Origin of the sequence: Streptomyces sp. NPDC012510, assembly GCF_042955065.1 — a bacterium.
In the GTDB taxonomy this organism is placed as follows: Bacteria; Actinomycetota; Actinomycetes; order Streptomycetales; family Streptomycetaceae; genus Streptomyces.
Genome location: NZ_JBIBEN010000010.1, coordinates 48,748 through 67,328, shown reverse-complemented (window position 1 = coordinate 67,328; position 18,581 = coordinate 48,748). Strand labels below are relative to the sequence as shown.

Genomic DNA, 18,581 nt, shown 5'->3' with positions numbered 1-18,581 from the left:
CCCTTAAAACATTTAACTTCCATTTTCCCCCCCCGCTTTTTTGGACCCCCGACTTTTTTTTGGTGGGGGGGGGGGGGGGTGGCACCGGGGGGGGGGGGGGGGCCCCCGGGGGGGCCCCCCCCCCCCCCACGGGTGCTTCACCTTGATCAGTCCACGTTCACCATCTTCCAGAGCTGGCTGTCGGCGTTCGTGTCGGTCGTCTGGACGAGTTGAGCGCCCGAGGACAGCGCCAGCAGCTTGCTGCTGTTCATATTCTTGATCTTGAAGTACCCGTTGCCGGTGGCGACCAGTGTCCAGTGCTGGTTCGCACCGTTGGTGTCGGACCACTGGACGATGCCCGCGCCGTCCGTGGTGAGCCTGTCCTTGACGTCCAGCAGTTTGCCGGTGTCCTGGCTGACGATCTCGTAACTGCCGTCACCCACCGGGACGAACCGCCAGCGCTGGTTCTGGGCTCCGCTGTCGGTCCAGTGGATGATGTTCGCTCCGTCGGAGTTGGATCCACCGGAGATGTCGACCGCCTTGCCGCTGCTCTTGTTGAGCACCTTGTAGAAGGCGTTCTTGGCGGGGAACGAGATGTGGGCGAACGCGTCCAGTGCGCAGACGGTGTTGGAGGAGGAGGCGTTCTTCGTCCCGGTGCACACGATCTTGATCGTGTGCGGGCCGGCGGCGAGATCCGTCTTCTCGAACAGCACCACCTGCTTCGTCACCGTCGAGGCGTAGGCGTCGATGCCCGCCTGTGCGAGGGCGCCGTCGAGGTAGACGTCCACCTTGCCCATGTTCGGCTGCTTCATGCTGAGGTAGCGAATGCCCGTGCCGGTGAAGGAGTACTCGGCGTAGTTGCCCGAGGCGCTCGTGAACTTCTCGGACCCGTTGTAGTCCTTGGTGTCGTTCCAGTTCGACCAGCCGGAGGAGTAGGTCATGCTCGCGGCCTTGTCGTCGACGTAGGCCCAGCGCTGCCGCACCAGCGCCTTCGACGCGACGGACGCGGCACCCTGTGCGTCCACGACGTAGAGGCGGTAGTCACCGAGCGACGGAGGAACGTCGATGGCCGTCGCGGTTCCGCTCGCCTTGGTCATCGTGGGACCGACGGCGAACGTGGTGGTGCCGGACGGTGCGAGCCAGAGGGTCTTGGTCGCGTCGCCGGTGCTGCGGACGGGGACGGACGACACACCCTTGCCGGCGAACGTGGCGGCGGGCAGCGCGTAGTCCTGCAGGGCCACCCTGCTGCGGGGGACGAGGTCCTTGTAGGCGTCCTCCAGGCCCGCGTTCACGGCGACGTCGTACGCCTGCGACGGCCACACGTTGTCCGCGTACGCGCGCACGTCCTGGATGGTGCTGGCCGTGACGTTTGGTTCGAAGATCTTGTTGACGGTGCCGTAGGTGTTGGTGATCGACAGGTTTTTCTGGCGGCCCCAGTTGCCGGAGTGGATGGTGGACGTCAGACCCGGGTCCACGTCGAGCACGTTGTCGTGGAAGTTGATGTTGGCAGAGCCCTCATCGGGGTGGATGCCGTACTTGTGGCCGGCCGGAACACCCTGCATGTAGTTGCCGCTGATCTCCGTTCCCGGCTGGTTGCCCAGCGTGTATATGGGACCGGCGTCGGCGAGCGTCTGCATCGTGTCGACGATCTCGTTGTACCTGATGGAGTTGTTCTTCGCCGTGGTGGTCGGCGTGCCGGGCCGGACCGAGTCCGAGTCTCCGTTGAAGTTCCACCAGCCCCAGCCGAGCGAGATGCCCGCCCACGGGGACTTCTCGATCCGGTTGTGCTCCACGGCCAGTGATTCGACGAAGTACGCCGAGACGGGGTTGGAGCCGTTGAACAACACCGCGCTGTCGTAGAGGTAGTTGTTCCTGACGGTGATGTTCTTGCAGATGCCCTCGACGTTCACCGGGTACTTCTCGTGGTTGGTCGAGGTGTAGTCCCCGATGTACACGTGCTGGGGGTGTCCCACGGTGATGGCGGACCCGGCTATGTCATTGACGTAGTTGCCGGTCACCTGCGAGTCGGTCACGTCGTTGGCCAGGGTGATCCCGTCGGCACCGGTGTGCTGCACCGTGTTGCGCTGCAGGTTGATCCCGTCGGCGTTCTCGATCTGGATCATCGCCGGCTGCAGGTCGACGTTGCGGTATGTGAAGGCGTGGAAGTTGTCGTTCGCGAACACGTTCGCGGTGACGTTGCCCTGCTGGCCCTGCCGGAAGACGGAGTCCGCCACCTGTACCAGGTTCCAGTCGGAGTGCTCGACCGTGAGACCGGAGAACGTGATGTTCCGCGTGTGGTCGGTCCTGGACGTGCCGGCGATCTTGAGGATGGTGGAGACGTTGTTCGGCGCGAAGACCTCCGCCGTCGTCATGTCCTCGGAGCTGGACTTGTAGTAGTACAGCGTGTCGGTGGTCTTGTTGAAGTAGAACTCGCCCGGCTGGTCCAGGAACTCGTACGCGTTCATGAACGTCTGGGTACCGTCGGCCTTGAAGTCACCGTTGTACGCGAACTGGGCTATGGCCGCGCCCGGCTGCTGGAACTTGGCCACGCGGTTGGCGCCGTCCGAGCTGGTGGTGACCTCCCTGACGCCCACGATCGCCGTGGTCCAGGTCGTCGCCGTCTTGATCTCCACGTCGTCCTGGTTGGACGCGATGGCAGGCAGGGCGGAGAGACTGTACTTGGCCGCGTCGCACGCCGCACCCGTCTCCCAGGCCCAGGAAGGCAAGGGGTCGTCGTGGACCGTGTAGTTCGACCCGTAGCATCCGGCCGAGCTGATCGTCTTCGAAGCCATCTGGGCACGCTTGCCGTCGACGTAGAGAGCGCGGAGCTTGTTGTCGCGGTTGAGCGTGGCCTTCCAGATGTTCCCGCTGTGCTGTGTCCAGCCGGTCACCGGAACGCCTCCGTCGAGGACCGGCTTCTCGCCCGGGTAGGCGGCGTAGACGACTCGGTGCCCGTTCGTACCGGAGTCGGCCGAGGTGAAGTTGATGGTGCTGCTCACCGGGTAGGTGCCGCCCCGGAGATAGACGTTGATGTCTCCGGTCATGTCGTCGTTGACCGTGCGCACGACGTCCCGGGCGTGCTGCAGGGTCTTGAACGGTGACGAGATCGTCCCGGAGTTGGTGTCGCTGCCGTTGGGGGAGACGTAGTACGTCGCCTGGGTGGCGGCCGCGGCCGGGGTCGGCGTGGTGAGGGATGTCAGCAGCGCGGCGGACACCGACAACGCGAGCACTGCTGACAACTTGCGCAGAGGAGGGGCGAGGTGGTTCATCGTCTGCTCCTCCTTCTGGTGCGGACGGTCGAGCAGGCGTTCATACGGCGGCTCCTGGGTGTTTCTCGGTGCGGTTGACGCGGATCTTCATCACGCCCAATCCTGAAGCGTCTCGGAGGTCCCGAGGCGCGCCGGTGACCGGCAGAACCCCCGGTCGGGGGTGGGTTCGCGACGTCGGAAACGGTGAAGCTCACCTCCGACGGAAACGGAGCGGGGGCGTAATCGATCGGCCGGGCGATGGCGGACGGTCCTGGCGCGCCGGTCAGGCATGAGAGGAACCCCCCGTGCCCCGGGCCTCGGCCCGGTGGGGACGTAGGACCTGATCAGCCCCTTGTCCCGGAGCTCGTCCCAGAGCGCCTGGGGGACGGCGCCGCGGTGGAGTTCCACGTTCCGTTCCACCTGCCGTGCTGTCCGCATACCGAGGGTGAAGCGGCCGGCGAGCATCACCACGTCGGCGGCGGTCTCGCGCAGGAAGCGGGCGAGCATCGCCGACTGGTTCATGCCGGAGCCGATCGTGCCGATCACGCCCTACTCGCGCAGCTCGGCGAGCATGGGCATGGCCTCGTCGGCGGCCTGCCGCCAGTGGTCGTCTGGCGAGATCCCACAGGTGGTGGTGGGGGTCGATGAGGACGGGGCTGGAGGTCACTGGGCGGTCCAAGTCGTTCGGTCCGGTACGAGCTGTCAGGCGGTGGTGCTGTCGTCGGGCGCGCTCAGGTGCCAGACCTCGGTGAGTTCCGTCCACTGGCGTGCGTCGCCCCGGTCGGGCCAGGGCTCCTGGCAGGGGTCGGTGAGCTTCCACCACTCCCGGGTCTCGGGGTCGGCCTCGAGGGTCGCGATGTCGGCCTCGAAGTCCTTGCCGTGGTACTCGAAGTAGGCGAACAGCGCGTCGCCGTGGAGAAAGATGCTGTAGTTCCGGATGTGTGCCCGGTGCAGGGCGGCTTGGACTCCGGGCCAGACGGCGGAGTGGAGTGCGAGGTACTCCTCGCGGTGCTCGGGCCGGAGCCGGATGGTCTGGGCGATACGTTTCATCAGATCTTCCCTTCCGGGGCCGAGGCGGCCGTGTCGCCCGGGGCGTCGAACGGTGTGCGGTAGCTGGCGGTGTGGGCACGCAGCCGCAGCCGGAGGGTGAGCCGGATGCGGGTGGACGCGGGCAGCCGGACGGTCAGGAAGCTGCTGTCGCAGGACTGCTCCGCCTCGCCGACCACCGGTTCCGTGTGCCCGTAGTCGTACATGTCCCCGATCCAGCCGTCATCCTCGCAGGTCGTGTACCGGACGGCGGTGATGGTGTGCTCGGCGAAGGCGCCGGCCTGGACGATCACCGTGCGCTCCGCCTCGGGGGCGAGGTTCACCAGTTCGACGGTGGTCGCCTCGGGGTCGATGGAGCTGACGAGCGCGGCCACGTCCGGCGGCAGGCCGGCGCGGCGGGCCTCGGCGTCGTGGTAGCGCAGCCGGGCCTGCTGCAGGCCGCCGTTGTACAGCACCTGCGGGCCGCCCCAGGTGAGCTGCACGAGGGCTTCGGTGGCCACCGGGTTGCACAGCTGCCATACATGGATGTCGGCCTCGGGCACGTCCAGGTCCCGGTAGCGGTCGACGCGCCGCAGGCGGTGGCGGACCTGGGCCTGGGCGGCGGCGAGGATCCGCTCCGGGTAGCCGGGGTTGTCACCGGCGAGGAAGGCGAACCATGCCTTCTCGTGGCCGGACTCCTCCTTGGCCCGGAACGGCCGGACGGTGCGCCAGTCGATGCCGTCGGCCTCGCGCAGCCGCTCCAGCCTGGAGCGGTCGGCGTCGGAGGCCGTGTGGTGCCACAGGGCCACCGGCACGGGCGGGGTGACCGGGTTGTAGTCGAACCAGCCCGCGTCGTTGTGCCGGAACGGCAGATGCGGGGTGGGTGTGTGGATGTCCGGGCCCAGCTCGACGGCCCACTTGGAGGGGAGGCTGGAGTCCGCCTCGGTGTGGGGCATCACCTTGGCGTGGCCGATGAGGGTGTCGAGTGAGGTGGCGACCAGGGAGAGGCAGTCGTCGTCCCCGGTGGCCGTCGCCGCCGCGAGCGCCGCCACACAGGCCGCGTGGCCCACGCTGTGCCAGCCGTGCGGCCAGGACCAGCCGTAGTGGCCGCCGTACCAGCGGCCCTCCAGGAGGCCGCCGACGACCCCGTCCGGGCTGACGTTGTCCGGGATGAGCCCCTCGTTGGCACGTGTGCGCTCGCGCCACGCGCCCACGTACCCGACGATCCAGTCGCGGTAACGCTCCTCGCCGGACAGGATCCAGGCGTTGAGGACCAGTCCGGCGGCGGCGAGGTTGACCGCGGTGTCGCCGACGCCCATCCGGTCCCGCATCTGCGCGCCGAGCCGCGGGTCCTCGGAGAGCGGGAACGGGCCACCGGCCGCCTCGGCGAGCCAGTCGAGCGGGAATCCGTACGTCTCCGCCTCCTTCACCAGCCAGGGGTAGACGTCGCCGTCGAACAGGCCCCGGCGGTCGGGGTCGCTGCCGTTGTGCGGGCGGGTGATGACGCGGTGCTCGGGGTCGTAGTTGCCCTTCGCCGGGTCGACGTACAGCTCGGCGAAGCGCAGGGCACGCTCACTCCACCGCTCGGGGGCGGCCATGCACAGGAAGTAGAGCAGCAGCAGGCTCTCGCCCTGGTGGAACCAGTCGTAGCCGCGCTCGTACTCGTCGCACAGCATGTTCAGTTCGGTGAGCTGCCGGGTGACGCCCTCCCAGTGCTTCTCACTTGCGGGGAGCAGGTCGTCGGCGCCGCCGAGGAGATAGAGCTGGGGCCAGTTGAAGAAGACCTCGTAGAAGTCGTCCACACCGTCGCGGGTGGTCAGCGGGCCGGTGTAGTTCAGCCGTCCGTCCGGGCCGGTGAAGTCACGCTGGAAGCGGCGCCAGGCGTGGTCGAGCAGGTCGAACAGGGCACGCTGGGCGACGGCCCAGCCGGGCGGTTCCAGCAGAGGCACCTCGGCCCGGACGCAGGGCGAGGAGGCCGGGTCCTCTTCACCCGGGGTGTGGTCGGCAGAGCTGGAGGGCATCTGAAGGATCTCCGTTCGGGGGTTGCGGTGCACGTACCGGGGGCCAACGGCCGGGCGGGTGGGGCCCGCTCAGGGCGTCATTCCTTGGTGGCTCCGGCGAGCATCCCGCTGACCAGGAAGCGCTGGGCGAACAGGAAGACGACGAAGACCGGTGTGATGGCCACCAGCGTCGCGAGAGCCAGCTGCGGGCGCTCGATCGCGAGCGAGCCGGCGGTCGGGTTGAACGACGGCACACTGCTGAGCAGATTGCCGACGCCCACCTGGATGGGCATCTGGCCGCTCTCGGGGAGCATCACGTACGGCAGGAAGTAGTTGGTCCGGTTGGCGACGGAGCTGAAGAAGCCCACGAGCGCGATGACCGGTGTCGCCGGCGGCAGTGCCACCAGGCGGAAGACCTCGAACTCCGAGCAGCCGTCCATGCGCGCCGCCGCCAGCAGGTCCTTCGGGACGGCGGTGGTGAAGTAGATGTACGTCAGGTACACCCCGAACGGATAGAACGAGTACGGCAGTGTGATCGACCACATCGTGCCGAACAGACCGACCGCGTTGATCTCCGAAGAGGGCGGCGGCCGGCACACTGACGACCTGGAGCTCCACCGAGACCGCGGCGGCGCCGTTGACGTTGTTCATCTCGCAGGCGAAGTCGTACGTCAGCTGGTTGAGCGAGTAGTCGCGTCCGGCCACGCCCACGCTGGCGAGGGAGAGCGGCTTCGGCTCGACGAAGGGCTGGGCGCCGCCCGCGGAGGCCAGGATCACCATGTACACGATCCACTTGCGGAGCATGGGGATCTGCACGTGCCAGGCGGTCTGCCAGGCGGTCTGCCAGGTAGTCGCGCCGTCGATGTGGGCCGCCTCCATCACATCCTTGGGGATGTTGTTCAGCACGCCGTACATGACGACGATCCAGCCGCCCGCCCCGGTCCAGAACGCGATGACCGTGAACAGCAGCGCCAGGTTCCCGGGCTCGATGGCCTCGCCGAAGGTGTCGAAGCCCAGCAGGCCCAGCAGCGAACTCGGTGCAGCTTCTGGTACAGCTTCGCGGGGTCCATGCGGGTCGCGTCCACCCGGACGGTCAACGCGCCGTCCTTCTGGGCACCTGGGTGAAGCCGTCCTCGGCGGTCGTACCGGTCGTGCCTCCGCCGCCATAGGCGGCGGTCAGCATCACAGTAGCCGCGCAGCCGGCCGGCAATGCCGACCGTCTCTCGCCGAGCGCTCTTCTCCGGTCGGCTGAGGGCTTGTTGAGGGTCATGAACGACTCCACTGGGCTTGCGGGCGCCCCGAGCGACTCGGGTGGGCGGCGCGTGAGAGGGGGCGACGCCAGGCCGTCCCGATCCCGTCGGGTGGGGACGACGGCTGTGCGGCTGCCGTCGCGGTAGAAATTAGTCGCCTTATTAAGGTTCCAGTCAAGAGGTCTGGTCGGCTTTTTTTCGATGATCTGATGGGTGTGAGCTTGACATTCGCGAACCATTAAGCCTGCAAATATAGACAAAACAGACTCTCTCGGTAACCTAAGCGGCAGCCTCACGCGCATATAAGTACGACTCATTGGGGTCCTGGTGTATGATGAGCGCGGCTTCACAGCGGTCAGCCGCACTCCTCGCAGTCACTCCCCGGAGGCTGGACAGATGAACGACACGCCCGCGCTCGCTGCGGCTCCGCCTGTGCAGGCATCTCCCGTAGCGACAGCCGCGGCGAAGGACTCGAACGGAAGGGGTGACTACCGTCCCGGTTACGAGGTCGTGGCCGAGCGCATCCTCGAGTTCATCGCCGAGGCGCGGCTGGTGCCGGGCGACCGGATGCCCACGGAGAACGATCTGGCCCAGCAGTTGAACACCAGCAGGGCCGTCGTTCGGGAGGCCGTGAAGATCCTTTCGGCGCTCGGCCGCGTCCGGGCCCACAAGGGCCGCGGACTGTTCGTCGCGGACGACGAGGGCATGCTCATCACCAGTCGCTGGGGCGGCTTCTTCCGACCCGTCGACCTCGACCACGTCCTGATGCTGTTCGAGTTCCGCAGGGTCCAGGAGACGGCCGCCAGCAGCCTCGCGGCCACCCGTGCCACGCCTGCCGAACTGCGAGCGATCGAACTCGCCATGCAGGAGTGCCGGCACGGGTTCGTCCATGGCCAGGTGGACGTGTTCAACCAGGCGGACGACGACTTCCACGCGGCCGTGGCCGCGGCCTCCCACAACACCTTCCTGGTCAGCGCCGTGCGCGACGCACGACGACTGCAGCGGCAGTCCAGCGCGATCGGGATGCACGACAGGCTCGGGGAGGGTACCCAGTTGGCGGTCGAGGAGCATGAGGCGATCTACCGGGCCATTCGTGACGGCCGCCCCGACGAGGCCGCTCAGGCCACGGCAGCGCATCTCGACAGGACGCTGGAGGACTACCGGCGGGAGATCCAGCGGCGCGTGTTCGGGTAAACGGTCGGAGCAAACGGGACCGCCGAACTGACGGGCGCGCTGCGGCGCACCTCCAGGTGGACGGCCTCAGCCTGTCCGGCGCCTCCACGTACCGGCAGGTCGCCGGGCATGCGGGGCTGGACACCGACGCCGCGGTCGCCGTGTTCCGAGTGCCTGGCGCTGCTCCAGGCTGAGAGGTGATCGTCCTTTCCTCGGATGCAACCAAGGCACGAGGCGCTGCGTCGATCACTGACGGAACTGCTGACGCACGTTGATGAAGGAGTGCACGATGTTACGCACAAGCGCCCCTCTTACCTCTGCGATGAGCCGGCGCACGCTGCTTGTGGCCGGTACGGCCACCGCCACTGCCCTGCTCACGACCGCACCCGCCCGCGCGTCGGACGGTGTCAACGGCAGTCTTCGTGCGCTGGAGGAGCAGTACGGGGCCCGGCTGGGGGTCTACGCCCACAATGTCCGCACTGGGGAAACGATCCAGCATCGTGCCGACACGCTGTTCCCGATCTGTTCGCTGTTCAAGACGCTCGCCGCCGCGGCGGTGTTGCGCGACCTGGACCGTGACGGCGAGGTGCTGGCCCGCCGGATCCACTACACCGCGGCCGACCTGGTCGATAACTCGGACGTGACAAAAGATCACCTGGCCACGGGCATGACGGTCGCCGAGCTGTGCGACGCCACGATCCGCCACAGTGACAACACCGCGGGCAATCTGCTCCTGCGTGAACTGGGCGGCCCCACGGCCATCACCCGTTTCGCCCGTTCCCTCGGTGACCCGGTGACCCGGCTGGACCGGTGGGAGACGGAGCTGAACTCGGGCGAGCCGTGGCGGATCACGGACACCACCAGCCCGCGCGCGATCGGCCGCACCTACGCCCGGCTCGTCCTCGGTGACGCGCTCAGCCGGACCGACCGCGCGCTGCTCACGCACTGGCTACTGCACAACCAGACCAGCAACGCCCGCCTGCGCGCGGGTCTGCCGTCCTCATGGGCGGTCGCGGACAAGACGGGTGGTGGTTCTTACGGGACCAACAACAACGTGGGTATCGCCTGGACGGATGACGGCACCCCGCTGATCCTCTCCATCATGTCCCGCAAGTTCGACCAGGACGCCGCGCCGGAGAACAAGCTGATCGCGGACACCGCGCGCCTCTTGGCCCGCGCCCTGCGCTAGCACCACTTCCCACACGTCCACGCACGACACGCGGCAGCCGACCGGCTCGGCTCGGCCTGCCGGATCGCCGGCTGTGCGACCGCATCGAGACCTGCCGTCCCGCCGCCGGCACTCCGGCCGCTGCGCCGGGGTGAGGACGGTGACGACCCAACCGGTCAAGGCCATCGCCCGCCAGATGGATGATCACCGATGCCAGCGACCGCGCGTCCGGCCTGTCTCAAGGCTGACAGAGAGGGGCTCGCCTCCTCTCGGACCGGTGGCGAGGGCCGGGCCGGCTGGGCAGCCACTCGACGTGCTCGCGAGCGAGGCCCCGTTCACTCACACGTGTACACCACATGCTGTCGGCGCATCCTTCTCCGGCAGGCGGACAGACTCCAGGCGCCGGAGCTCGGCAGCCTCCTCCTCTCGAGGAACGCCGCACGACTTGACCGTTCCGCTCCCATCTCATGGCCGCCAGAAAGGGAAGCATCTGTGCCCATGACCGTCGATCACCTGCCCGAGGCCACCAGGTTCGGTGATCCGCCGGTGGACGTCCTTGTGGCCGAACTGCTCGACTCCGGCCAGATCTTCCACGTCAACGACCTTTTCCGCGCCATCCGTACGCTCTCCACGCGGCGACCCCAACTGCCGCCCGGGCTTGAGGAGTTCCCGCGCGAGGCCGTGGCGCCGCTGCCCAGCTGGACAGCCGAGGACGTCCGCAGGGCGGAGTCGTTCTTCTCGCACCACCACGCCTCCGTCCGGGCACTGCACAAGCGCTCCGGACAATGGGACCACGACACGTGGACGAGCCGGTCTCCCCAAAGAACACCGTCGCCGCCTACGTCTTCTCCACTCAGGTGGTGGAGCCGATGTGGAACCTGGGTATCCGCGTCGAGCAGGAGAAGCGGTCGGATTCCTGTGCGCCTGGCACCACGTCCTGCACTACCCGGGCGCCCCCGGCAAGTGCGCCCTGCCCCAGAAGTAAGCCAAAGCCCGCGAACTGTGGCACTCCATGCGCGACCCGGAGTGGCCCCGCAGCGACGACGGCGTCTTCATGACCAGGCAGGCCCTCGACTTCTACCGCAGCCGCCTGCCGCCCGGCTTCAGCGACGTCCACGTCGCCATGCTCCGCACCACGCTCACCGACTGCTACGCCGACCCATATCTCCCCTGCGGCCTTCGGCCTGACCGCCGAACAGGCCGCGAACGCCAACGCCCTCGTCTCGGCGGCCACCGTGCTAGGGGCCCCGCGAGAACGGTCTCCGGGGTCACCCCCTTCGACGCGGCACCGGCGCCGCCGACAAGGCGTTCAACGCCGTACTGCGCCATGCCACGACGCACGATCAGGATGACCATCCGCGGATGCACGAAGAACGCGCCGACGGACGATGACGATATTCACGCGGGGACCTCGGTACTCAACCGTCCTTCGCGTGAAGGGAATGACCGAAGAAAAAGAATGACCGAAGAATTCCAGTGGAGGCCGCTTATGCGTGGTGCCCGGACCTTTCTGCTCGCTGTGACCTGTGTGCTCCTCTGGGGGACCGCAGCCCCCGGTACAGCCGCGGCGGCGGAACCCGGCGAGGTCGTGGTTTTCGAGACGGAACTGGCGCCGCTGACCATTTACCCGGAACCACAGGGCTGTCACAAGCTTCCGGTGGACGCACACGTGCTGATGAATCGCACGGACCGGCCGGTCACGGTGCACGGCGACCCCTTCTGTCTGACGCCCGGCCTCATCGTGCAGCCGGGCTTCGGGGCGCACGTGGCGCCCGGCAGCGGCAGCTTCTCGGCCTGAACCACCGTTTCCCGCGCCCCGCCCCCAACACACACCCAGGAGAACTGCTGCGCATGACCGTCGACCTTGTCGTCATGGGGCTTGGCCATGTCGGGTTACCGCTCGCCCGAGCCGCGGTCTCGGCCGGCCTGGCCACCGCCGGGTACGACGTGTCCGGCATCGTGGTGTCCGGTCTCGCCGAGGGCCGCTCGCATGTCGGTGGTGTCTGCGACTCCGAGGTCGCGGCCATGCTGGACGCGGGCTTCCGCGCCACGGCCGACCCCGCGGTCCTCGACGGCGCACAGACCGTGGTGATCTGTGTTCCGACCGGGCTCACGCCGGAGGGCTTACCCGACTTGTCCGCGGTGCAGGACGCCTCGAGAGTCGTCGCCGCCCGGCTGCGCCCCGGCATGCTCGTCGTCCTCGAGTCCACCAGCTACCCGGGCACCACAGAGGATGTCGTCAGACCGCTGCTGGAGCGCGGCAGTGGACTGCGAGCGGGCGAGGACTTCCATCTCGCGTATTCTCCGCAGCGCATCGACCCCAACAACGAGACCTGGGACGTTCGCAACACCCCGAAGGTCGTGAGCGGTTGCACCGCTCTGTGCGTGAAGTACGCCACCGCGTTCTACGGACGGTTCGTGGACCACCTCGTCCTCGCCCGGGGCACGCGGGAGGCGGAGATGGCCAAACTCCTGGAGAACACCTACCGCTACGTCAATATCGCCCTGGTCGACGAGGTGGCACTCTTCTGCCACCAGGCCGGCATCGACGTCTGGGACGTTCTGCACTGCGCGGCGTCGAAGCCGTTCGGCTTCGCCCCCTTCAATCCCGGTCCCGGCGTCGGCGGGCACTGCATCCCCGTCGACCCCCGCTACCTGGCCGCGCGGGCCGAGTCCCAGGGTTTCCCCTTCCGCATGCTGGCAGCCGCAGACGAGGTCCTCACCCACATGCCGAGGCATGTCGTGGACCGGGCCCTGTCACTGCTCAACGAAACCTGCGGCCGGCCCGAGGGCGCACGTGCCCTCCTCCTGGGCGTCACCTACAAGGCCGATGTCGCCGACGTCCGTGAGTCACCGGCCCGCCCCGTGGCCGCGGGGCTGCTCGCCATGGGGATCGACGTCTTCTACCACGATCCGTACGCCGCCGACTTCAGCGTGGACGATCGGTCCCTGCCGCGCGCCACGGATCTGGGGCAAGCCCTGGGTGAGGCGGATGTGGCGATCCTGCTGCAGGACCACGCCTGCTACGCGAGGGAAGCGCTGGGCAGAGCCCGTTGCGCCGTGCTGGACACACGCGGCAAGGCCGTGGGCAGCAGGGTGACGCTTCTCTGACAGCCCCGCCCGCCGCGTCTGCGGCACCGACGCGGCCCGCTTTTCGCCGGCCCAGCCGACGCCTCGCCCCGCCGACCACGGTCGGCACCTTCCTGCTGGTGTCCCGCCGGCCCACAGACCCCCGCAGTGGCACCGCCCTGCGTGGTCGCGGCCCTTACCAGGGGCCGCAGTCCGTCATCTCTCCGAGACGAACCGAGAAGGAGAACACATGAGCACTGCTGTCGCCAACGACCGTCTGGTGAAGCGTTTCGAGAAGTGGGACACCGACGGCAACGGTGTGCTGGAACCCGGCGACTTCCAGGGCGAGGCAGCCCGGATCGCCCAGAACCTGGGGAGGAAGGCCGACTCCGCGGAGGTCCGGGAACTCCTGAACGCGTTCCAGGGACTCTACGAGAACCTGGCCCTGAAGGCCGGAGTCCCCGCCGGGGGCGGCATCGGCCGGGAGCAGTTCCTCAACGCCACGGGGGACATGCTGTTCAAGGAGGGCGAGGCGAGCTTCAACCGCGCCCTCTCCCCCGTCGTCAAGGCGCTGATCCGCCTGTGCGACGACAACCACGACGGCGAGATCGACCAGCTCGAGTTCCGGGCCTGGCTGACCGCCGTCGGCGTGCCGGACTCCCAGGCCGGTGACATGTTCGGGCAGATCGACGCCAACGGCGACGGCCGCCTGTCCGAGGAGGAACTGCTGGGGGCGCTCCGCGACTTCCACTTCGGCCGACTGGACATCGAGCTTCTCGGCTGACCTGCCGGACCAGCCCCGGTGACCCCCCTGAGTATCCGCTCAGGGGGGTCACCCATGAAGGCCCATGAAGCTCCGTGCAGGCCCCCATGAAGCCTCATGAAGGGGCCGCGCCTGGACGAAGGCGTCAGTCCTTCGGCCCCAGGCCCCCTTCATCCGGACCCTGGACGAAGGTGACACGGGCCTCGGGCCGAAGCCGCAGGTCCCGGCCACTGACCGGACGGGGGGTGTGGATCAGGATGTTGTAGTGGTTCGGAAGGTGGCAGGCATCGAAGCCCAGGACCGTGCCGACCGGCGTGTCCCCGATGCTCACCAGGTCACCACGGTCGATCACACCGCCGCACACCAGTTCCGCGAAGCCGAGGAAGCCCACCCGGTCGATCCGGGCGCCGGGGCGCGGGTCCCATTGGTCGGTGCTGACGAGTTCGTGCACCTCGTCCCGCCGTACGCAGCGCGCAGCATGCTCCTCCAGCCGCATCCCGCGGTCCGTGCGGTGATGCGTCAGCACCTTGACCAGGCTTGCCCGCACCACACGTTTCGGGCCGTCCTCCGCCGGGTTCACCGGTTCGCCTCCGCCGGCGCCGCATCGGACGCGGGCCGGGCGCAGCGGTAGGCCGCCTCGACCAGCTCCAGTGCGGGCAGGCCTCCGTGCGCTCCCGGCCCGGCCGGGGCGCGCCGGGCGGCGAGGGAGGCGAACTCCGTGAGGATCGCCTCGTACTCGTGCCACAGCGACGCCTTGAAGCCGGGGTGGCCGTCCAGCATGTCGGCGCGCAGGACCTCTCCGTCGGCCAGTTCGGCCTCGACGTCCTTGAGTTCTCCCGGATACGACCAGTCCAGTTCCACCGACGCGGTGGCTCCGGTGGGGCTGCTGAGGCGGATCACTGCCTGCCGGTCGACGCCCGAGCCGTCGCGGTGGATCCCGCAGCCGGTGACGGTGACGTCGCCGAGCAGCAGCCGCACCAGGTCGAGGGCGTTCGGGCCGTTGTCGGCCACACAGCCGCCGCCGCAGCGGGCCGGGTCGAGGTACCAGTCCTCGCCGCCGAGATGTTCCTCGATGCGTTCCAGGTACCGCACGCGCACCGCGACGATCTTCCGGCCGGCCGCCTGGTGCGCCAGCGCGCGGACGGCCGCGTTGTAGCGACGGTGGAACGCCGTCAGCAGAGGGACACCGCGACGCCGCGCGAGATCCACCAGCAGGCGTCCCTCGGCGGCGGTGAGGGCGAGGGGTTTCTCGACGCACACGGGAACACCGGCGGCCAGCGCCTCCCGGCAGACCGGGAGGTGCACGTGGTTGGGGACGGCCACGACCAGGGCGTCCGGCCGTGCTCGGGTCAGCAGTGTCCTGTGGTCGCGGAAGCGGGCCGCCGGGCCCCGGTACTGCTCCAGGGCCTGGTCGCGCGTGTCGCACACGGCCGACAGCTCCCAGCCGGGCAGCCGTTCGGCGGCGGCCAGGTAGTAGGGGGCGATGGCGCCGAGGCCGACGACGCCCAGCCGCAGGGGCCGGGTCATCGCGGGTTCCCGGAGCCAGAGCCGACGAAGAGGCCCAGGTCGGCCAGTTCCCGGTACAGGTGTTCCGGCAGCGGGATGCCGTCGCGGCGGCGCTCGGCGGCGAGTGCGGCCTCCCGCCACCCCGGGTAACGCACCGGTGCGCCGCCGGGCACCGGCGGGCAGTCGGCGAGCGCGCCGAACAGGGACCGGGTCGAGCCGGCGACGTCCGTGCCCGGACGCAGCACCTCCGGGGCGATCGCGAGGAGGAAGAAGCCGATGTCGTCGTCCCGTCCGTGCGGCCGGCCGTCCCCTGCCAGAGCGGCGGGCGAGGGCCCCACGGCCGCCCCGGACACCACCGCGGCCAGCAGTTCCACCGCGATACCGAGTCCATAGCCCTTGTGTACGCCGGTCTCGGCCGTACCGCCCAGCCAGCGCAGGAACGCCTCGCCGCGGTCGAAGGCGGCCGGGTCGGTGACCGGGTCGCCCGCCGCGTCCTCCAGCCAGCCGGCGGGCACCTCGGTGCCCCGGCGGGCGGCGACGCGTACCCGTCCGGTGGGCGCGACGGTGGTGCTCATGTCCAGCAGGAAGGGGTGGCCGTCGAGAGCGGGTGCGGCGACGCTCAACGGGTTGGTGCCGAGCATGGCCACCGCCCCTCCTGGCGGGCGTGCGATGCGCTGGCCGCCGCAGTTGCTCGCGACGAGGCCGATCATCCCGGCGTGCGCGGCGCGGGCGGCGTGGAAGCCGGCGCACCCGAAGTGGGTGGCGCCGCGCACGGACACCAGGCCGACGCCGTGCCTACGCGCCCGGGCGACGGCGTCGTCCATGGCTTCGGCCGCGGCCCACAGGCCCAGTGCGCGGCGGGCGTCGACGACCGCGCAGGCGCCCAGGTCGGTGACGGTCCGCGGTTCGGCACGGGGGTCGCAGCGCCCCGACTCCAGCAGCGGCAGGTAGAGCCGGGGGAGGTTGAACACTCCGTGCGAGTCGAGGCCGGTGAGGTCGCCGTGGCACAGGGCGTCGGCGGCGAGCCGGGCCCTGTGGGCCGGGATGCCGTGGCCGGTGAACAGGCCCGTCAGCGCCGCATGCAGCTCGGCGTGGCCGACGAGGACGGATGAGTGGTCGGACGTTGCCGAGGCGGATGCGTGGTCGGAGGTTGCCGGGGAGGCGGTGGATGCCGTCATACGGGGTTCCTTCTGGGAGGGGCGGGTCGGTGGTCTTCGGCGAAGAGGGTGACGAGGCGGTGGACGACGCCCGCGAAGTTCTCCAGGTCGGCGAGGTCGACGAACTCCCCGGGCGCGTGGGCGTGGTTGGCGGCGAGGTCACCGGGGCCGAGCACGGTGGTGAAGGCGTCGTCCAGACCGGCGGCCCAGATGGCGTCGCAGGTGAAGCCGGGGTCGCCGTCCGCGGGCCGGGCTCCCGCGCGGGCCAGGAGCGCCTCGGCCCAGGGGTCGTGGTTGTCCAGGGCGGGCAGTCCGTGCTTGTCCCAGCCGAGCTCTGTGAGGCGTGTCGCGTCCCGTGCCGTGCGGGCGAACTCCCGGGTGGAGGCGAAGAGTTCGGTGAAGCGGAGCAGACCGTCGGTGAGGTGCCGTGTCACGGCGGCCTTCAGGTGACGGCCGTCGGCGGTGGTGCGGTAGGACAGGTTCACCAGCAGGGTGCCGGTGCCGTGGACGCGGTTGTGCGTGCGGCCGGTGTGCAGCCCGGCCAGGCACACCCGTGTGCCGGGTACGGCCCCGTCCAGGCGGGCGGCGAGGTGCTGGGCGAGGAAGCCGAGCAGCACGGTGGCGTTGTGTCCGGCGTCCGGGTGGTCGTCCACGGCGTCCTCACCGGTGACGGTGATCCGGGCGGTCATGGAGGCGGTCGCCCGGGGCAGCGCGCGCAGACCGGTCGGTTCGCAGAACACGTTGAGGCGTCCGTGGTGGCCTGCTTCCAGCAGGGGGCGGGTGCCGTAGGTGCCCAGGGCGCCGCCTTCCTCCCCGGCGACGGCCTGGAGCAGGACGGTGACGTCCCGTCCGACGGCGGGGTGGGACGCGGCGGCCCGCAGCCCCGCGAGCAGGGCGACGGCGGGTCCCTTGGCGTCGGCCGCGCCCCGGCCGGTGAACCTGCTTCCGTCGAAGGCGGGCCGGCTGTGTCCGGCGACGGTGTCCAGATGGACGTTGAACATCACCGTGTCCGCGCGGGGACGCTCGGGTCCGAGCCGCAGCAGCAGGCTGGGCTGGTCGGTGAGGAAGCGCGGATCGCGAGCGGCGGCCCGGACGGTGGAGGGAACCCCGGGCCGGTCCAGGCAGGCGGCGGGCGCGGTCGCGAGCCGTACGGTGCGCAGCCCCGCGTCGGCGGCGGCTGCGGCGTACCGGTCGAGGAGGTCGGGCAGTCGGGACGGCGGGTCGTCCCCTCCGGCCTCCAGCGGGTTGACGCTGGGCAGGCCCAACAGGTCCAGCAGCAGCTTCTGGTACTGGTCGGTGAACAGTACGGTCACGCCGTACCGTCCGGGTGGGCGGGTGCCGCCGACGCATCGACCCGGTGGGCGGGCGCCGCCACGGTCCGCAGCAGCCGGGTGAGCGCCTGTCCGGCCCGTACGAACAGGTCACCGGCCTCTTCACCGGCCCGGACCAGGCCGTCGTGGGGGCGCACGGCGAGATGTGGTTCGAGGGAGAGGGCCCCGGTGTAGCCGTGGGCGGCCAGGATCCGCAGGCATGCGGCCACCTCGGCATCGCCCTCACCGGGCAGCGTGTAGGCGGTGGTGCCGTCCGGGGTGCGGACGGCGTCCTTGATGTGGACGTGGGCGACGTAGGGGGCGAGGTGCTGCAGCATGTCCGGCGCACGGTAGCCGTACGGAACGCCGTTGCCGGTGTCGAACAGCAGGCGCAGGGCCGGGTTGTCGACGCCGCGCAGCAGTCGGAGCGCGCGGTCGGCCCGGTCCCCGGCCCAGCCCGCGCAGTTCTCGTGCACCAGCACCAGGCCCGCCCGCTCGGCGCGGTCCGCCAGGACGGCGGTGCGGGCGAGGACGCGGTCAGCCCACTCGGTCTGCGTCAGGCCGTCGTTGGGGTACGACATGATCCGTACGAGACGGCAGCCCAGGGCGGCGCAACGCTCGGCCAGGACGTCCAGTTCGGCGAGGTCCACGGCGAGGTCACCGGTGACGGGACGGGACCAGTTGCCGATCCTGGAGGCCACGGCGATCACCGTGACGCCGGCGTCCTCCAGCCGCCGGGTCAGGGTGGCGAAGGCGGCCGGGGAGAGGTCGGCGAGTGCGGTGCCGTCGAGCGTGCGCAGTTCGATGGAGTTCCAGCCCAGGTGCCGCAGGGCGGCCAGCTGGCCGTCGGTACCGGATGCCGCCTCGTCACCGATCCCGGCCAGGGGCCCGAATTCCGCGGCGTCGTGCCCGGCGGTGCGGTGTCGGAGCAT

14 protein-coding genes and 3 pseudogenes are annotated in these 18,581 nt (G+C 69.6%); 5 read left to right on the top strand and 12 right to left on the bottom strand.

Annotated features, from left to right (window positions below; all coding sequences use genetic code 11):
• Window positions 1–146: 146 nt before the first annotated feature.
• The 7 genes and pseudogenes from ACFY9I_RS19895 to ACFY9I_RS19865 all read right to left on the bottom strand — a co-directional run bounded on the left by ACFY9I_RS19895 (window position 147) and on the right by ACFY9I_RS19865 (window position 7,523).
• Window positions 147–3,248 carry an RICIN domain-containing protein gene (locus ACFY9I_RS19895; RefSeq protein WP_391003312.1) on the bottom strand — a complete coding sequence of 1,034 codons (3,102 nt, stop codon included), beginning with the start codon at window positions 3,246–3,248 and terminating at the stop codon, window positions 147–149.
• A gap of 90 nt (window positions 3,249–3,338) precedes the next feature.
• A pseudogene (locus ACFY9I_RS19890) lies at window positions 3,339–3,842 on the bottom strand (hypothetical protein); the annotation flags it as partial.
• A gap of 87 nt (window positions 3,843–3,929) precedes the next feature.
• Window positions 3,930–4,277, bottom strand: coding sequence for an L-rhamnose mutarotase (locus ACFY9I_RS19885; RefSeq protein WP_391003310.1), 348 nt, complete (start codon window positions 4,275–4,277; stop codon window positions 3,930–3,932).
• Complete coding sequence (locus ACFY9I_RS19880) at window positions 4,277–6,274, bottom strand: hypothetical protein (RefSeq protein ID WP_391003308.1); 1,998 nt, start codon at window positions 6,272–6,274, stop codon at window positions 4,277–4,279. Before ACFY9I_RS19880 ends, ACFY9I_RS19885 begins: the two co-directional genes overlap by 1 nt.
• Window positions 6,275–6,351: 77 nt before the next feature.
• Window positions 6,352–6,828, bottom strand: a pseudogene (locus tag ACFY9I_RS19875) (ABC transporter permease subunit); the annotation flags it as partial.
• Between the two features lie 304 nt (window positions 6,829–7,132).
• A pseudogene (locus ACFY9I_RS19870) lies at window positions 7,133–7,420 on the bottom strand (hypothetical protein); the annotation flags it as partial.
• The gene (locus ACFY9I_RS19865; RefSeq protein WP_391003306.1) at window positions 7,347–7,523 is read right to left on the bottom strand and encodes a hypothetical protein; all 177 of its coding nucleotides are present in this window, start codon (window positions 7,521–7,523) and stop codon (window positions 7,347–7,349) included. The gene ACFY9I_RS19865 and the pseudogene ACFY9I_RS19870, both read right to left, overlap by 74 nt.
• Window positions 7,524–7,899: 376 nt before the next feature.
• Here ACFY9I_RS19865 and ACFY9I_RS19860 point away from each other — a divergent pair, with 376 nt between their 5' ends.
• The 5 genes from ACFY9I_RS19860 (at window position 7,900) to ACFY9I_RS19840 (ending at window position 13,697) form a co-directional block, all read left to right on the top strand.
• Window positions 7,900–8,697: an FCD domain-containing protein gene (locus ACFY9I_RS19860; protein ID WP_391003304.1), complete on the top strand. Its 798-nt coding sequence runs from the start codon at window positions 7,900–7,902 to the stop codon at window positions 8,695–8,697.
• A gap of 268 nt (window positions 8,698–8,965) precedes the next feature.
• A complete protein-coding gene (gene bla / locus ACFY9I_RS19855) occupies window positions 8,966–9,865 on the top strand; it encodes a class A beta-lactamase (RefSeq protein WP_391003302.1) in 900 nt (299 codons plus the stop codon).
• A gap of 1,327 nt (window positions 9,866–11,192) precedes the next feature.
• The gene (locus ACFY9I_RS19850; protein ID WP_391003300.1) at window positions 11,193–11,642 is read left to right on the top strand and encodes a hypothetical protein; all 450 of its coding nucleotides are present in this window, start codon (window positions 11,193–11,195) and stop codon (window positions 11,640–11,642) included.
• 53 nt (window positions 11,643–11,695) lie between these two features.
• Window positions 11,696–12,955, top strand: a complete 1,260-nt coding sequence (locus tag ACFY9I_RS19845; RefSeq protein WP_391003298.1) for a nucleotide sugar dehydrogenase — start codon at window positions 11,696–11,698, stop codon at window positions 12,953–12,955.
• A gap of 208 nt (window positions 12,956–13,163) precedes the next feature.
• Window positions 13,164–13,697 (top strand): EF-hand domain-containing protein, encoded by a 534-nt coding sequence (locus ACFY9I_RS19840; protein ID WP_391003296.1) that lies wholly within the window; start codon window positions 13,164–13,166, stop codon window positions 13,695–13,697.
• A 124-nt stretch (window positions 13,698–13,821) separates the two neighbouring features.
• On the opposite strand, the gene ACFY9I_RS19835 is transcribed toward ACFY9I_RS19840, so the two are convergent.
• The 5 genes from ACFY9I_RS19835 to ACFY9I_RS19815 are packed head-to-tail and all read right to left on the bottom strand — an operon-like array spanning window position 13,822 to window position 18,581.
• A complete protein-coding gene (locus tag ACFY9I_RS19835; RefSeq protein ID WP_391003294.1) occupies window positions 13,822–14,226 on the bottom strand; it encodes a DUF6917 domain-containing protein in 405 nt (134 codons plus the stop codon).
• 26 nt (window positions 14,227–14,252) lie between these two features.
• On the bottom strand, window positions 14,253–15,203 hold the full coding sequence (locus ACFY9I_RS19830) for a Gfo/Idh/MocA family oxidoreductase (protein WP_391003292.1): 951 nt from the start codon (window positions 15,201–15,203) through the stop codon (window positions 14,253–14,255).
• Complete coding sequence (locus ACFY9I_RS19825; protein WP_391003290.1) at window positions 15,200–16,360, bottom strand: Ldh family oxidoreductase; 1,161 nt, start codon at window positions 16,358–16,360, stop codon at window positions 15,200–15,202. The genes ACFY9I_RS19830 and ACFY9I_RS19825 overlap by 4 nt, the downstream gene beginning before the upstream one ends.
• A complete protein-coding gene (locus ACFY9I_RS19820; protein ID WP_391003288.1) occupies window positions 16,357–17,652 on the bottom strand; it encodes a M20/M25/M40 family metallo-hydrolase in 1,296 nt (431 codons plus the stop codon). The genes ACFY9I_RS19825 and ACFY9I_RS19820 overlap by 4 nt, the downstream gene beginning before the upstream one ends.
• Window positions 17,649–18,581, bottom strand: a complete 933-nt coding sequence (locus ACFY9I_RS19815) for a TIM barrel protein (protein ID WP_391003286.1) — start codon at window positions 18,579–18,581, stop codon at window positions 17,649–17,651. Before ACFY9I_RS19815 ends, ACFY9I_RS19820 begins: the two co-directional genes overlap by 4 nt.

What these genes read in the sequence shown, in the direction of transcription:
- ACFY9I_RS19815 (WP_391003286.1), bottom strand. Translation starts at nt 18,581, where the DNA reads ATGCTCCGACACCGCACCGCCGGGCACGACGCCGCGGAATTCGGGCCC.
- bla (WP_391003302.1), top strand. Translation starts at nt 8,966, where the DNA reads ATGTTACGCACAAGCGCCCCTCTTACCTCTGCGATGAGCCGGCGCACG.
- ACFY9I_RS19850 (WP_391003300.1), top strand. Translation starts at nt 11,193, where the DNA reads ATGACCATCCGCGGATGCACGAAGAACGCGCCGACGGACGATGACGAT.
- ACFY9I_RS19825 (WP_391003290.1), bottom strand. Translation starts at nt 16,360, where the DNA reads ATGACGGCATCCACCGCCTCCCCGGCAACCTCCGACCACGCATCCGCC.
- ACFY9I_RS19880 (WP_391003308.1), bottom strand. Translation starts at nt 6,274, where the DNA reads ATGCCCTCCAGCTCTGCCGACCACACCCCGGGTGAAGAGGACCCGGCC.
- ACFY9I_RS19860 (WP_391003304.1), top strand. Translation starts at nt 7,900, where the DNA reads ATGAACGACACGCCCGCGCTCGCTGCGGCTCCGCCTGTGCAGGCATCT.
- ACFY9I_RS19845 (WP_391003298.1), top strand. Translation starts at nt 11,696, where the DNA reads ATGACCGTCGACCTTGTCGTCATGGGGCTTGGCCATGTCGGGTTACCG.
- ACFY9I_RS19895 (WP_391003312.1), bottom strand. Translation starts at nt 3,248, where the DNA reads ATGAACCACCTCGCCCCTCCTCTGCGCAAGTTGTCAGCAGTGCTCGCG.
- ACFY9I_RS19830 (WP_391003292.1), bottom strand. Translation starts at nt 15,203, where the DNA reads ATGACCCGGCCCCTGCGGCTGGGCGTCGTCGGCCTCGGCGCCATCGCC.
- ACFY9I_RS19865 (WP_391003306.1), bottom strand. Translation starts at nt 7,523, where the DNA reads ATGACCCTCAACAAGCCCTCAGCCGACCGGAGAAGAGCGCTCGGCGAG.
- ACFY9I_RS19840 (WP_391003296.1), top strand. Translation starts at nt 13,164, where the DNA reads ATGAGCACTGCTGTCGCCAACGACCGTCTGGTGAAGCGTTTCGAGAAG.
- ACFY9I_RS19885 (WP_391003310.1), bottom strand. Translation starts at nt 4,277, where the DNA reads ATGAAACGTATCGCCCAGACCATCCGGCTCCGGCCCGAGCACCGCGAG.